The 15,542-nt window shown below is 60.6% G+C and carries 11 protein-coding genes and 1 pseudogene; 11 read left to right on the top strand and 1 reads right to left on the bottom strand.

Features of this window, described 5'->3' with window-relative positions; genetic code table 11:
* The first annotated feature begins 19 nt into the window (after positions 1-19).
* Both A9975_RS34810 and A9975_RS34805 read left to right on the top strand, forming a co-directional pair.
* Entirely contained in the window at positions 20-1,474 is a 1,455-nt protein-coding gene (locus A9975_RS34810; RefSeq protein ID WP_183036699.1) for a DUF2252 domain-containing protein, read from the top strand.
* A gap of 60 nt (positions 1,475-1,534) precedes the next feature.
* Positions 1,535-2,236, top strand: coding sequence for a potassium channel family protein (locus A9975_RS34805; protein ID WP_183036698.1), 702 nt, complete (start codon positions 1,535-1,537; stop codon positions 2,234-2,236).
* A gap of 188 nt (positions 2,237-2,424) precedes the next feature.
* Here the strand turns inward: A9975_RS34805 and A9975_RS34800 are convergent.
* Positions 2,425-2,805, bottom strand: a pseudogene (locus A9975_RS34800) (LysR substrate-binding domain-containing protein); the annotation flags it as partial.
* Between the two features lie 457 nt (positions 2,806-3,262).
* On the opposite strand from A9975_RS34800, the gene A9975_RS34795 reads away from it, so the two are divergent.
* The 9 genes from A9975_RS34795 to ggt all read left to right on the top strand — a co-directional run bounded on the left by A9975_RS34795 (position 3,263) and on the right by ggt (position 15,343).
* Complete coding sequence (locus tag A9975_RS34795; RefSeq protein ID WP_183036697.1) at positions 3,263-3,646, top strand: DUF2946 family protein; 384 nt, start codon at positions 3,263-3,265, stop codon at positions 3,644-3,646.
* A gap of 91 nt (positions 3,647-3,737) precedes the next feature.
* Positions 3,738-4,781, top strand: a complete 1,044-nt coding sequence (locus tag A9975_RS34790) for a transporter (RefSeq protein WP_183036696.1) — start codon at positions 3,738-3,740, stop codon at positions 4,779-4,781.
* Positions 4,771-5,310 carry a TlpA disulfide reductase family protein gene (locus A9975_RS34785; RefSeq protein WP_183036695.1) on the top strand — a complete coding sequence of 180 codons (540 nt, stop codon included), beginning with the start codon at positions 4,771-4,773 and terminating at the stop codon, positions 5,308-5,310. The genes A9975_RS34790 and A9975_RS34785 overlap by 11 nt, the downstream gene beginning before the upstream one ends.
* 354 nt (positions 5,311-5,664) lie before the next feature.
* Complete coding sequence (locus A9975_RS34780) at positions 5,665-7,338, top strand: ABC-F family ATP-binding cassette domain-containing protein (protein ID WP_183036694.1); 1,674 nt, start codon at positions 5,665-5,667, stop codon at positions 7,336-7,338.
* A gap of 517 nt (positions 7,339-7,855) precedes the next feature.
* Positions 7,856-9,436, top strand: coding sequence for an isocitrate lyase (locus A9975_RS34775; RefSeq protein ID WP_183036693.1), 1,581 nt, complete (start codon positions 7,856-7,858; stop codon positions 9,434-9,436).
* Between the two features lie 409 nt (positions 9,437-9,845).
* Complete coding sequence (gene yfcF, locus A9975_RS34770; RefSeq protein WP_183036692.1) at positions 9,846-10,478, top strand: glutathione transferase; 633 nt, start codon at positions 9,846-9,848, stop codon at positions 10,476-10,478.
* Positions 10,479-10,655: 177 nt separating this feature from the next.
* Positions 10,656-11,348 carry a hypothetical protein gene (locus tag A9975_RS34765; RefSeq protein ID WP_183036691.1) on the top strand — a complete coding sequence of 231 codons (693 nt, stop codon included), beginning with the start codon at positions 10,656-10,658 and terminating at the stop codon, positions 11,346-11,348.
* A 376-nt stretch (positions 11,349-11,724) separates the two neighbouring features.
* A complete protein-coding gene (locus A9975_RS38410; protein ID WP_255504217.1) occupies positions 11,725-12,822 on the top strand; it encodes a right-handed parallel beta-helix repeat-containing protein in 1,098 nt (365 codons plus the stop codon).
* A 784-nt stretch (positions 12,823-13,606) separates the two neighbouring features.
* Positions 13,607-15,343, top strand: coding sequence for a gamma-glutamyltransferase (ggt, locus tag A9975_RS34755; RefSeq protein WP_183036690.1), 1,737 nt, complete (start codon positions 13,607-13,609; stop codon positions 15,341-15,343).
* Positions 15,344-15,542: the final 199 nt, after the last annotated feature.

Below are 15,542 nucleotides of genomic sequence, written 5' to 3'. Positions count from 1 at the left end.
TCCAGGTGAAGGAGTCGCCGTGCCTAAAACCACTGGCACCAAACCACCCGCAGTGCCTGTTGAGCATCCCGATCCGAAGTCCGAGGGCGTCGGTGAGCTCTCCAGCGAGTTTCGCGGCCGAGGTTCGCGCGCATCGCGGATTGACGCCGGCAAGGCGGCCCGACAGCGGGTGCCGCGCGCCGAACTCGCTGTCTGCGCACGCATGGAGCGCGACCCTATCGCGCTGCTCGAGGCAGGCGATGCCGGACGATTGCCGAACCTCGTGCCGATCCGCTACGGCCGCATGGTGGCGAGTCCGTTCGCGTTCTATCGCGGCGCGGCCGCCGTCATGGCGCACGATCTGTCCACGTTGCCCCGCACAGACGTCATGGTGCAGCTCGGCGGCGATGCGCATCTGGCCAACTTTGGCCTGTTTGCCAGCCCGGAGCGGCGCGTCATGTTCGGTCCGAACGATTTCGACGAGACACTGCCAGGACCGTTCGACTGGGATATCCGGCGGCTTGCCACGTCGTTCGTGGTTGCCGCACGCGAGCGGGGCTTCGGCGTGCGCGTGCAGCGCGATGTAGTGCGGCGGTTGTGCGCCACGTTCCGGCAACGCATCGCCGACTTCAGTGTGATGGACACGCTTGACGTATGGTATTTCCAGTTCTCAGCAGAGAATATGCTGGCGATTGCCGACACGCCGCAGAATCGCAAGAAGGAGCAGGCCGTCGTCAGCAAGGCGATGAGCCGGACATCTCGCACCGTGGCGAGCCACACGACCGAGCTGGTGAACGGCAGATTGTGCATCAAGGATGAGCCACCACTGGTTTACCACAGATCTGTAGCCAATCGGCAAGAGGCCCAACAGTTCGAGACCGAGATACGCCGCTTTATCGCGGAGTATCGAGCGACGCTGCTCGTGGATCGGCGCGCGCTGTTCGACCGTTACGAATTGGTCGATTTCGCGGTGCGGGTGGTTGGCGTGGGGTCGGTAGGCACGCGCTGTTATGTCGCGCTGTTCATGGCAGATGGGAAATGTCCGCTGTTCCTGCAGATCAAGGAGGCGCAGCGTTCGGTACTGGAGAAATATCTGCCTGCTAGCGAGTTTGCAAATCATGGCGAGCGCGTTGTGACCGGGCAGCGCCTGCTGCAATCTGCCAGCGATATTTTCCTCGGGTGGTCGAAGTCGCGCCTCACAGGGATCGATTTTTACGTGCGCCAGTTGCGCGACATGAAGGGATCATTCGATTTCGGTACCTTTGACCCCGACGATCTCAGCGAATATGCGGTGTCCTGCGGCCATGCGCTTGCGCACGCGATGGCAAAAGCTGGCGACTCCGCGGTGATTTGCGGGTATCTCGGGAAGTCCGCCGCGTTCGACGAAGCAATCGGGCAATTCGCACTCGCCTATGCCGAGCAGAACGAGGCTGACTGGTCCGCGCTGAAGGCAGCAGTAAAAACGGGCCGGATCGACGCCCTACGTAACGCATGAGCGATGCTGCCCGTGGAACCGTTGCCGGTCGACGCGGATGCCTATTCGAGGGGATGGGACATGACATACATACAACGATGGTTGGAGCAGGCCACGCGGCTGCGCAACTTCGGTATGGTCATTCTTCTGGCGCTGCTCATCATCACAGTGTTCATTGTCCCGGTCGTCGTCACGTCGAGCAGCGTGATCGACCAGATCTCACAGGACGTACTTCTGTCGTCGATTCTCGTGAGCGGCGTGACGGCGGCCTCAGACCGCTCGAAGGTGTTCGAGTGGATCGCGCTGGTCGTCCTCGTCGCTATCGTCGTGCGCTGGATGGGATGGCTATCGCCGAGCGGGCCCGGGCTGGCGATACGCGACGGAGTCGGAATCCTCTCACTGACGCTGCTATGCGCGATCATGGGTGTGAAAGTGTTCGGCGCGGGTACTGTGACACGCGACCGGATAGGGGGAGCAGTCGCACTTTACATGTTGGTCGGCCTCATTTGGGCTGACGCGTATCAACTCGTCAGCATCATGGTTCCCGCCTCTTTTACTGGCATTCCGGCGCATGACGGTTCCGTGGATCGCGCGACCTGGGTGTACTTCAGCTTCGTCAGTTTGACGACCACGGGATATGGCGACATCGCGCCCGTCGCGCGCGCGGCGAGGTCGCTGGCCAACCTCGAGGGGCTGATCGGTCAGTTATATCCGGCTATCGTGCTCGCCCGGCTGGTGTCATCGCAGGTTTCGGGCGGAGCATCAGGCGAGAACCAGTCGTAGTAACGTGGCTCGTGCGCAGGCTGGTCGCTTCCAGATGGAACAACAGCGTACACGGTGCAACGGGTCGATACAGCCGCCAAGATCGTTGCCATTCGGCAAACCAATACCGCTACCGCTGGCGGCCATCCCTGCGCGCGACCGACTAGTTGCTAGCCTCGCACCGCGCTTCTGAAGGCGGCTGAGAGCGCGGCCATCGCACGCACGCCGCAAGGTTCGGCAAGTGTGGCAAGCGGCAGGGGCTCGCCGGCGCGATGCTCCCAGCTTGGCGCTGCGAACCAGCCGAATTTCTCGTCGGCAAGAATTTCGCCGTCGCTTCGACCAGCATGTAAGCGGACGATCACCGCGTCGAGTTCCCGCCGGTCGAAACTTTGAAGGAGGTCACCCGACGAGCCGATCCCGATCTCGATCAGCAGCTGCGGGTCTTGCGCGTTCATGCGCGCGATCAGCGCGGGGAGCTCCGGCCCCGCAACATGGTCACTGATACCCATGACGAGGCGCTGACGGACCCCGGCAAATCCAGCCAGCGCGCGATCGTGTACCGCCAGGAGTTCGCGAGCGTGTTCGAGAAAGCCGGTGAACTCGTCACCGCGCGAAGCGCATCATCGTCGTTCAGCAATGCAGCAACAAAGCGCTCCGTAATCGGCGACCGTCGCGTGCAACGTAGTCGTCACAATCGGCGCCTTGAATCGTGGGGATGCTCGGGAGGTGCCGTGTGGTGCATGTCCCCGTCGGGAAAGGGTTCGCACAACATACCTCTCTGCGCTGGGCCAATACCGACCGACGGTAAACGACGTTATGTTGGCCACTCAAAAGGCGTGGGGTAACGTACAGAGCGCAGGGCGATAAGGCATAAGCTCACGTTATGCGAGGCCAGGGGCCATCTGCGATGACGACCAACGCGAAAGCCGATCCAGTGGCAGTGCGTGCGACTCGATGTCACACCCTGTTCCAACTGAATCACGCCCAAAGCGTCCTTTCAGACGACGGCTCGCCACTATAATCAGCCACCCATTTTTTCGGCACAGTATGTCGTTCGCACATCGGCTCATCTTGTGGCTTGCGCTGCTCGGCATGGCGCTGCATGCGCCATGGCCGATGATGGCCCACGCGCAATTGGCAGAGGGGATGGTAGATCACACCATCTGCAGTGCGAGCGGCATACGCTTCGTCTCGGTGGACGATCAAACGTCCACAAGCCAGGATATCCCAGGCAGCCACCAGAGCCTCGACGATTCCCTCTGCTGCCTGGTGTGCGCCGATCTCGGCAGCACCGTTGCAATACCGCACGTGCCGTTTGTCTTCCAGCCTCACCTGAGACCGCTTGGCCTTGTGCGGCCGGTGCTACAGCCGGATGCCTATCTGCCTCCGGGCATTCTTCGCGCGACGGCCCGAGCGCCGCCTTCGGCATGAGCGTCATAGCCTGAAATGCCGCGCGCTACACACAGCGCGCGCTCGTGCCACGGGCGGACTAACGGTCCGCCCCCGTATTGCCCAGAACACCATGAATCCGATCCTTCGCGCCGGCACCGCAGGTGCCGCATTGCTGCTTCCCTCGTTTGCGTTCGCCTGTGCCACCTGCGGCTGCTCACTCAGTGCCGATGCCGCTATGGGCTACTCCACAATGCCGGGCTGGCGCATCAGCTTCGACTACAGCTTCATCAACCAGAACCAACTGCGCCATGGGACAGGATCCGTCCCCGCTACGCAGGCTGCCGCAATCAACGACGCCGGCGGCAACCAGGAGGTGGAGAAGCAGACCATCAACCGTTACTACAACCTGGGCGTGAGCTACAGCCCGAATAGTAGTTGGAGCTTCAGCACGATCGTCCCCATCATCGACCGCAGCCACACCACGTACGGCAACGCGACCTCCGACCAGCTCACGCCGGACAACGTGAGCGGTGTGACCGCCAGTGGCCTGGGCGATATCAAGCTCATCGGCACCTACCAGGGCTTCCTGCCCACTCGAAACCTGGGTGTGCAACTTGGCGTGAAGCTGCCCACGGGCGCCTACGGAGGCCAGAATGTCGCCACCGGCGCCACTGTGGGGCGCAGCCCGGTGTTCTTCTCGTCAGGCCCGAATGCGGCTGCGGGCCAGGCGCTCGACGCCAGCCTGCAGCCCGGTACCGGCAGTACCGACCTGATTCTTGGCGCGTACTATTACCAGCCGGTCAGCCAGAATTTCGACGCCTTCATCAATGGCCAATTCCAGGCGGCGGTGATGCAACGGCTGCACGACTTCAATGCGGACTATCGTCCCGGCAATCTCCTGACCGCGAGCACCGGCCTGCGCTACGTAGCCAACCCAAAGGTGGTGCCCCAACTACAGTTCAATTTCACCCACAAGAGCGCAGACCAGGGTGCACTTGCCGATACCATCAGTACAGGAGGTAGCGTGCTCTACCTGAGCCCCGGGGTCACCGTCGCCGTGAGCGAGCACGTTCGCGTGTACGCCTTTGTGCAGAAGTCGATCTATAGCAATCTTCAGGGGTATCAACTCTTCCCTCGCTGGACTGGCAACTTGGGGGTGTCCTATGCGTTCTGACCTCTCGTCTCGTCGCGACTGGATCCGGAAGGCCGCCGCTCTTGCCTGCGGACCGTCTCTTGTTGGCTGGCACACATCGGCGAGTGCGGAGAGCCTGGCGGTGGGGCGGCCTGCGCCACCGCTGGTGCTGCGCACGCTCGACGGGCGCACCATCGATACGCGGGACCTGCATGGCCAGGTAGTCGTACTCACGTTCTGGGCGACGTGGTGCGGCCCGTGCCACACAGAGCTTCCTGTCTTGTCGGCCTATGCGGCGGCTCACGCCCGCGAAGGGCTCACCGTGCTCGGCTTCAGCCTGGACACGCCGGACTCGCTCGCCGACGTGCGCAAGATGGCTGCCAGCCTCGCCTTTCCGGTAGGGTTGCTAGGTAGCGCCTATGCGGGCGGCTACGGCCGGGTCTGGCGTCTTCCGGTGAGCTTCACCATCGACCGCGCGGGGATGCTCGCCGATAACGGCTGGGATGATGCCAGTCCGGCATGGACAGCCGAGCGACTGGAGCAGGTCGTCACGCCGCTGCTAAAGCGGTAGCTGGACAGAGCCTTGGGCAACATGCACAGCGGACGGAGTTCTTGGCCGTTCCGATTCGCGGCCGATCAGACTTCCACAGGAGTGCCGCTCCAGAACGTGCTAGCGGGCGCCCGCCTGGGAGGAGCGCCAAAGCTGCGCGAGGTCGCCATGAATGGCGAATAAGTTGGCTGAGAAGCGGCATGCATTCTCGAACGGCGGCCTTTCGCACTGACACCCGCCACGGCAGCGTCCGCCTTGCTTTATGGCCGGTGGGCGCCGCAAAGCGCAAGCGGCGCTTCAGGCGTGCGACCAGAAAAGCGACGGCCCCGCACGTCCGGTCGGCTATCATGCCATTCCTCTCCGAAGTGGCTCCCTATGATTTCCGTCCGTAATGTCACGCTGCGTCGTGGCGTCAATGCCGTACTCGACCGCGCGTCCGTCACCTTCAACCCCGGTGAAAAGATTGGTCTTGTCGGCCGCAATGGCGCTGGCAAGTCGTCCTTCTTCGCCCTTCTCAACGGCACGCTGCACGAAGACAGCGGCGAGTTCTCGATTCCCGCGGCATGGAAGATGGGCCAGGTCGCGCAGGATATGCCGGAGACCGAGCAAAGCGCGACGGACTTCGTCGTCGAGGGTGACACCGTGCTGCTGGCCGCGCAGGCCGAAGTCGCCGCCGCCGAGGCCAGCGACGACGGCATGCGCATGGCGCACGCCTACATGGCCCTGCACGACGCCGGTGCACACGATGCCCCCTCACGTGCCCAAGCGCTGATCCTGGGCCTTGGCTTCAGTGCTGCACAGCTTAGTCAGCCGGTCAACAGTTTCTCCGGCGGCTGGCGCATGCGACTGCAACTGGCGCGCGCGCTCATGTGCCCGTCCGACCTGCTGCTGCTCGACGAGCCGACCAATCACCTGGACCTCGACGCGCTGGTCTGGCTGGAAGCCTGGCTCAAGCGCTATCAAGGAACCATGGTCGTGATCAGCCACGACCGCGAATTCCTCGACGCGGTGACGCAGGTAACGGTGCACGTCGACAACGCCAAGCTCGTGCGTTATGGCGGCAACTACAGCAAGTTCGAAGACATGCGCGCTGAGCAACTCCTGTTGCAGCAGGCCGCGATGGCCAAGCAGGCAGACAAGATCGCCCACCTGCAGAAATTCATCGACCGTTTCAAGGCCAAGGCCTCGAAGGCGAAGCAGGCGCAGAGCCGGGTCAAGGCGCTTGAACGCATGGAGAAGATCGCACCGGTGCTTGCCGACGCAGAGTTCAACTTCGAGTTCAAGGAGCCACTCAACGTCCCGAACCCGCTGTTGTCGATGCTGGACGCGAGCTTTGGCTACCCGGCGCCGACCGACGCACTGCCGGGCACGCCGCCCACGGTCATCGTGCGGGGCATCAACCGTTCCGTGCTGGCCGGGCAGCGCATCGGCATTCTCGGTGCCAACGGCCAAGGCAAGTCCACGCTGGTGAAGACGGTGGCGCACGCGCTGGCGCCGATTTCCGGCGAAATCAGCGAAGGCAAAGGCCTGAATATCGGCTACTTCGCACAGCAGGAACTCGACGTGCTGCGCCCGCTCGACACGCCGATGGAACACATGATCCGCCTTGCCAAGGACACGCCGGCGCACATGCGCGCCCCCGGCCAGAGTGGCACCGAGCAATCCCTTCGCACCTTCCTCGGCACATTCAGCTTCAGCGGCGACATGGTCCATCAGGCGGTCGGCACGATGAGCGGCGGCGAAAAGGCGCGGCTCGTGCTGTGCATGATCGTGTGGCAGCGTCCCAACCTGCTGCTGCTCGACGAGCCTACCAACCACCTCGACCTGGCCACACGCGAAGCGCTAGGCATGGCGCTCAACGAATTCGAAGGCACGGTGATGCTGGTCAGTCACGACCGGGCCCTGCTGCGCGCCGTATGCGACGAGTTCTGGCTGGTCACCAACGGCGGCGTCGAGCCCTTCGACGGGGATCTGGACGATTACCAGCAGTTCCTGCGCGACGAAGCCCGTCGCATGCGGGAGCAGTCTGCCGCAATGAGCGCTGCCTGAGATATTCACCGGCCGCTTTGGGTCGACCACGGAAGTTCGTAGTTCAGGCGGGGCGATCGAGCGCTGGCCGGCGACGAACTTCCGGGTCCGGCCAGTTTGCGTCGATCCTCGCTCGTGATCGATTGACTGCGGCGGGCACGAAGACAGCCACACGTTTGCGCGCCGGCTCATGACCCTGTTCGTTCGACAGGCGTCTACAAAATCCCCCCAACTATCCTTGCTCAAGCCATCTGTGGTTGCCTTCACTTCTAACCACTGAAAGCGCTTTTCACATTGCGGAATTCACGCCGGGTTTCCGCGGTGTTTTGTTTTCGTTCCTCGAAAACGCGTTCCACATCACGAAATTCAATGTCTATCTCATTGAAAAATAAGGGAAAACCAACTCTTATGTCTTATATAAGACTTCGCCGTGATGCACCAGAAGCGCCATACAATGATTCCACGCTGCTTGCTTCGACATCCATAGATCCGTAGCGGCACACGCACCCCTTTCTTCAAACACGCTTAGGAATTCGACATGTCCCAGTATCAAGACGACATCAAGGCAGTTGCTGGCTTGAAAGAGAACCACGGCAGCGCATGGAATGCCATCAACCCCGAGTACGCCGCCCGCATGCGTGCCCAGAACAAGTTCAAAACGGGTCTGGACATCGCCAAGTACACCGCCAAGATCATGCGCGCCGACATGGCCGCCTATGATGCCGACTCGTCCAAGTACACCCAGTCGCTGGGTTGCTGGCACGGCTTCATCGGCCAGCAGAAAATGATCTCCATCAAGAAGCACTTCAACAGCACCGAACGCCGCTACCTTTACCTGTCCGGCTGGATGGTGGCCGCGCTGCGCTCCGAGTTCGGCCCGCTGCCGGACCAGTCGATGCACGAGAAAACCTCCGTCAGCGCGCTGATCCGCGAGCTGTACACCTTCCTGCGCCAGGCCGACGCCCGCGAACTGGGCGGCCTGTTCCGCGAACTGGATGCTGCCCAAGGACCTGCCAAGGCCGCCATCCAGGCAAAAATCGACAACCACGTCACCCACGTTGTGCCCATCATCGCGGACATCGACGCGGGTTTCGGCAACGCCGAAGCAACGTACCTGCTGGCCAAGCAGTTCATCGAAGCGGGCGCATGCTGCATTCAGATCGAGAACCAGGTGTCCGACGAGAAGCAGTGCGGCCACCAGGATGGCAAGGTCACCGTGCCGCACGAGGACTTCCTGGCCAAGATCCGCGCCATCCGCTACGCCTTCCTGGAACTGGGCGTGGACGACGGCGTCATCGTGGCCCGTACCGACTCGCTGGGCGCTGGCCTGACCAAGCAGATTGCCGTGACCAGCACGGCGGGTGACCTGGGCGATCAATACAATTCCTTCCTCGATTGCGAAGAACTGTCGGCCGACGAACTGGGCAATGGTGACGTCATCATCAAGCGCGACGGCAAGCTGCTGCGCCCCAAGCGCCTGCCTAGCAACCTGTTCCAGTTCCGCGCCGGCACGGGCGAAGCGCGCTGCGTCCTGGATTGCGTCACCGCACTGCAAAATGGCGCTGACCTGCTGTGGATCGAGACCGAAAAGCCGCATATCGCCCAGATCGGCGGCATGGTCAGCGAGATTCGCAAAGTCATCCCGAACGCCAAGCTGGTGTACAACAACAGCCCGTCGTTCAACTGGACCCTGAATTTCCGCCAGCAGGTGTATGACGCGATGAAGGCCGCGGGCAAGGATGTGTCGGCGTACGAGCGCACCCAGCTGATGAACGTGGAATACGACCAGACCGAACTGGCAAAGCTCGCCGACGAAAAGATCCGGACCTTCCAGGCCGACTCGTCGCGCGAAGCCGGTATCTTCCACCATCTGATTACGCTGCCGACCTACCACACCGCCGCACTGTCGACCGACAACCTGGCCAAGGAATACTTCGGCGACCAGGGCATGCTGGGTTACGTGGCTGGCGTGCAGCGCAAGGAAATCCGTCAGGGCATCGCCTGCGTCAAGCACCAGAACATGTCCGGCTCGGACATCGGCGACGACCACAAGGAGTATTTCAGCGGCGAAGCAGCCCTGAAGGCGGCAGGTAAGGACAACACCATGAACCAGTTCTGATACCAGTAGTACGCCCCAAGACATAACGCCAACCCAAAGCGGGTTGGCGTTTTTCTATTCGGCGACATAGCTCGCGGGGGACTCATCGAACGATATCTAGTGCGCTTACATGCTGAAGCTCTACGTGTGGCTCGATAGAGAACGACGCGCGGCGGATTCGCAGACGGCGATTCGATGAAGATGCTTTGCGCGACGCCGGCCGCTTGCTCCGCTTCGAGCAATCCGGAGCCGCCGCTTTTGAATTGGGTAGAGACGTTCGCAGAACTCGGCCAAGGGTCTGGAGAGGGGCGGGAAGGGACGGCTGGGAAGCGGAGGGCGAGGTCTCTTCCCGGCCCAAGTGCGGTCAGTCGACATCGATGCCTGGATCGTTGACAATCGTTTTCCTAGCGTAAGCAACCAGGAGCCCACTTTGCCTTCAACGAATCTGCGTCTCTACGCCGACGCTCAATTCGCAAGTCCATATGCGATGTCGGCCTTCGTGGCCCTTCACGAAAAGGGATTGTCGTTTGAGCTTGCAACCATCGACCTGGCCAACAATGCGAACCTCGAACCTGGTTATGCACAGCGCTCACTCACGCAGCGCGTACCTACGCTGATTCACGGCAGTTTCGCTTTGTCCGAGTCGTCAGCAATCACTGAATACATCGACGAGGTTTTTCCGGGCACCTTGTTATACCCAAAAGACGCGATCAGTCGCGCTCGGGCTCGCCAAGTCCAAGCGTGGCTGCGAAGCGATCTCATGCCCATCCGGCAGGAGCGCCCCACTGAGGTGGTATTTTATGGCGCTCCCGCGGCGCGCTTATCTGCTGCAGCACGTACTGCTGCAGGAAAACTGTTCTCTGCTTGCGAGGTGTTGCTTGCCGACCACTCACCGGACCTCTTTGGCGAGTGGTGCATCGCAGACGTCGACCTTGCTCTGATGCTGAACCGGCTCGTCCTCAATGGTGATACGGTACCGGGAAGGTTGGCTGACTACGCTGCGCATCAGTGGCAAAGGCCGTCTGTTCAGCGTTGGCTCGCCCTGAATCGCCCCCCGCTGTGAAACCCTCGAACTTGCCGCAGGTGCTTCGTTGTCTCTGTTCATGCTGGCGTTTTTGACTTAGAACACGCTGCGTCAGGCGATTGGAGCGGTGGCAACGCCGGTCGGCACGGTTGCCGGCCTGCAATACCCGAGCGTGACATGAAGTCGGCTAATGTCAGATGAGAAACGGAGTGTCCATTGAAATCCTTTAGTCACGTGTTCCTGTTCCTGGCTGTGTCTGTGCTTATCTGTGCCCGGGCGCATGCGATTGAGTCCGGCGACCTGTCGCTCGCGCCAATCAAGCAATGCAGGCCCTCTCCCAAGGCACCTCCTTACAAGCAGTTACATCGGGAGTTTCAGGCCGCCAACACGCCGTCCAATAGTCCATTCATTCGGGCCATAGACATCAATGGCGACGGCTGGTGTGACTGGGTAAGCACTGCGGCCATGCCTCCCCATAGCGGAGACATCGATGAGCCGAGCATGCAGAGCTTTATTTTTCTCGGAACGGAGACCGGGTGGCGCAAGTTTGGGGATATGCAGAAATTCAAGTCTGACCCGAGCGCCATGTCATTTTCTCTGCCACTTCTAACCAGTACAGACAGTGCAGCGTCTTTCATTGCCCCTGTTGCGGTGTATTCGAAGAAGCGCGCATCGCCATACATTGCAAGCATCTTCTTGAACGAGGATGTCCTGGATCCGTATTTGGGCAGCGTGTCCGTCTACCAATGGGACGATAGTTTCGACTCGCCGCGACGGGTGAGCGAGGAAGATCGATCGACGGTCATCACGTTTCTACAAGAAGCCATGTGCAAGCCAGGCAAGGACTATGGCCATGCCGTGTCTGTTGCTGGGGCGATCTGCGGCAAACAGCCCGAGCTGGTCAAGTAACGCATTGGCGGGTCGTCGAGTGCCTCCGATGATGTATAACCCGGCCCAGGCGCTGATGTTCAGGCGCCGCACAATCTGAGCGTTCACGATAGCCCGATACGGAGCAGCTTTTTCATTGCCTTTCCCATGAAAGCGGCAGGGTCGAATGAGGCCTACCTGTTCACGCCTGGATCGGCGCTGTTGGACGGACGCCCCACGCTTGTGCCAACACATGAGTTCATGTCACTCACCCGCAAATACATGATGGCACCCCATTCACTAAGAACGAATGGGTCGAATTCCTTACCAGAACACTATCTCGCCTGCCGTAAGACCGGCTTTGCCTGTGTGTCACGGGTAGCCGTTGCAGCTACTCCGATCCAGGATCATTCGCTCAATGAAAAGATTCGATGCAACCAGCCAGTCACAAGCCATGCCCAGCAACTCGATAGGAAGGAGTTCCAATAGGGCAACGTTGATGGTCGTCCTATGCGCCAGTTTCCTGGTGGCGGCCTGCGCCTCGGCCAAGTCATCGCTCAGCGACATCAGTCAAGAAGAGGCCATCGCGAAACAGCAGGGCTGCAAACCGGTGAAGTACCAAAGAGATTTCATGGCACTTCAAGTCATGGCTCAAGGCAGTGGGCGGCAGTGCCTGGTGCAAGATCTGGTGCAGCGGCATGCCTGGTCCATACCAGAGGGTTTCCGCGAGCGAGGACGGCCCGATCGCGTGGTGACATTTTTTGAAGCCGACCATCTGGACCTTGATTTGCAGGGTCATCTCATTTCCGGCGGCCCTTTCGATAACGTCACTGGCATTGCATTGAATCAATCCACCTCCGAGGCATCCTCTAGCCGGCGGAAAGTCTTTCCGCAGTATCTGAGCGTACGAAATGGCATCGTCAAGACACCAGGGCCATTGGGCGTAGGTGTCTATCTTGGCTTTCGCAAGAGCTTTGCACTATCCACTCGACTTTATGAAAGTGCTTACGAGCCGGTGCTGGAAGATCAGCCGCCCATGACCGAGATGCGTCCCTATGAGAAAGGCAAAAAGATTGCGTATACGCAGCCATGGGACTATCAGCCTGAGACCTACTTCTTGCTCGACAGCCTGAAAATATCTTCGGGTGGGCGAGGGGTCATCATGGTTGGCGCCAACAACACACTCCGCAACAGCACCATTGAAGTCGATGGCGACACGGCAGTCTATCTTTATGGTCCCAACGCGTTGGTCGAAGGTAATACGTTCATCATTCACATGAAGCCAGACAGTATCTCCAAAATGCCTTCCGTATTGAAATTGCGCGACGCGGATGGTGCCATCATCCGAAACAACAAGTTCATTGTGAAAAGCGGCGCCGGCCGACAGGAAGTGGCCGCTATCAATCTGCTGGCCTCCAAAAACGTGCTTATCGAAAACAACGTGACGACGAATACACGCCAACTTATCCGCAAGGATGATGAAAGTACCATTGTTGAACGAAGCGATGCCCAGTAGTCGGGAGCGATAACGCGCTGGCCGGCGACGAACTTCCGGGTTCGGCCAATAGGGGGCATTGGATGTAGAAGTCTGGATCGTTGACAATCTACCTCCGGCGTTTTTTCCTCGGAGCTAGTTGTATTCGGAGGCGAGATAACTTGCTACGGTGCGGCCGTCGAATACGACTACAAGGATGTTGTGGAGGAAGCTGGCGCTCTAACTGTTAGCCTCGGAATTGATGACGAGTCGAATTTTGACCGCTTTCAGCGGGCGAATATCACCGGCCTCGTCATCACGCCCGACGGAGAGTTCCACGCTTATAACGTGAAATCTGGGGTGCACTTTGTACGGCCCGGCGCTTGATTGACGAATGGCCGCTATAGGCATGCAGTGTCGTTCGCCTGCACCGTCATTAGGACATTCGGACGTCTCTGCTCCGCGCCTTCTTCCCGGCATCAGGCGCGACGTCGATAGCCCATAGCCTTGGTGCTTGGCGCTTTCCTCGACTTGTGCTGCGCGGCATGACTGCAACAGTGGGCCGTTGGGGGTTGGCAACGCAGTCCGCCTAAGGGCCGGCCCGGCCAACATCATCTGATGTCGAACCGAATCTCTCCCCTTGGAGCGGAGGGAACCTTTATGAGAAGATTGTGCGCCACAAGCGCCGCGAAAGATGTCCGGGTGCCGTGTTGCGCCCGGAGCTTCTCATAGTTGCCAAAACCAGACCATAGGCAAGGTCATGCATTGGCGTCTTGTGCGATGTCGTTAGCAGGGTTCGGTTACGCAGCATTCATCAGGAGACTCCATGAATCCGAGATCAGGATTGCGGTGGTTCACCGCGATTGCATCCCTTTGTCTGACGACGAGCTTCGCGCCGTCGTCGTACGCTGCTTCGGTGGCGCCGGTCGCCGCCGAGAACGGCATGGTCGTCACCGCGCAGCACCTGGCTACCAGGGTTGGAGTCGATGTGCTCAAGCGCGGTGGCAACGCTGTCGATGCCGCCGTGGCGGTGGGGTACGCGCTGGCCGTGGTGTATCCGGCCGCGGGAAACCTCGGCGGTGGCGGATTCATGACCATCCAACTGGCCGACGGCCGCAAGACATTCCTTGATTTCCGGGAGGTTGCGCCAAAGGGTGCGACCGCGAACATGTACCTGGACAAGGACGGCAACGTGATCAAGGGCGCCTCCACCAAGGGACATCTGGCCGTGGGCGTGCCCGGCACCGTGTCCGGCATGGAGTACGCTCGCCGGAAGTATGGAACGATGAAGCGCGCGGACCTGATTGCCCCTGCCGTCAAGTTTGCTGAGAACGGCTTCACGCTAGAGCAGGGCGATGTGGATATGCTGCTCACCGCAACCAAGGACTTCCAGGAGGACCCTGCCTCCGGCGCAATCTTCCTGAACAAGGGGCAACCGTTCCAGGTGGGCCAGAAGCTGGTTCAACGCGACCTGGCCAAGACGCTGCGCGCGATCAGTAACGGGGGAACCGAAGGCTTCTACCAAGGCTGGGTGGGCAAGGCAATCGTCGCCTCCAGCCAGGCTGGGAAGGGCCTGATCACGCAGGCAGATCTTGACGCCTACAAGACGCGCGAGCTTGCGCCGGTCGAATGCGACTATCGCGGCTATCACGTCGTGTCGGCACCTCCGCCGAGCTCGGGCGGCGTGGTTATCTGCGAGATGTTGAACATTCTGGAAGGCTACCCGCTCAAGGACCTGGGCTACCACTCTGCGCAGGCCGTGCACTACCAGATCGAAGCCATGCGCCACGCCTATGTCGATCGCAACAGCTACCTGGGTGATCCGGACTTCGTGAAAAACCCGCTGGACCGCCTCCTGGACAAGAACTACGCCGCCAGGATTCGCGCGGCAATCGACCCGAAGAAGGCAGGCGTTTCGAAGGACATCAAGCCCGGCGTGGAGCCGCATGAAGGCAGCAACACCACGCATTACTCAATTGCCGACAAGGATGGCAACGCCGTTTCCGTCACGTACACGCTCAACGACTGGTTTGGCGCGAAGGTCACTGCGGCCACGACAGGCGTGGTCCTGAACGACGAGATGGACGACTTTACCGCCAAGGTCGGCGTGCCGAACCTGTATGGCCTTGTCCAGGGCGAAGCCAACTCCATTGCCCCAGGCAAGCGCCCGCTGTCCTCGATGAGTCCGACCATCGTTACCAAGGACGGCAAGCCGGTGATGGTGGTGGGCACGCCAGGCGGCAGTCGTATCATCACGGCTGTACTGCTGACCATGATCAACGCCATCGACTACAACATGAACGTGCAGGAAGCCGTGGACATGCCGCGCTTTCATCAGCAATGGCTGCCGGACCTGACCAATGTGGAGGACTACGCTTTGTCCCCGGATACGCGCAAGATCCTGGAGGACATGGGGCATCGGCTCGGCCCGCCACAGCCTGCCAACCACCTGGCGACGATCATCGTCGGCGCACCGGCTCTCGGTGGCAAGCCGGTCGGCAACAACCGCTTCTATGGCGCCAACGACCCGCGCCGCAACACCGGGCTGGCGGCCGGTTATTGATTCGGCATGGCACGTTGGTTGCACGCTTTGGCGTGTAAGAAGGATGCAAACGGCGCGAGACCAGTCGGCTCACGCCGTTTGCTTTTTCGGCGCCGCTCATCGCTGGAATCCGTTGATGCCACGCTAAGGGCGCTTTCCTATAGCGGCTATTCGACGCCGCGGCGTCAAATGACCGAGAAGGGAAGGAGCCGTCGGGAAG

The sequence above is a fragment of the Cupriavidus sp. UME77 genome (assembly GCF_014170355.1).
Classification (GTDB): Bacteria; Pseudomonadota; Gammaproteobacteria; order Burkholderiales; family Burkholderiaceae; genus Cupriavidus; species Cupriavidus basilensis.
Note: the sequence above shows the minus strand (reverse complement) of the source record. Positions and strands in the feature narration are given on the sequence as shown.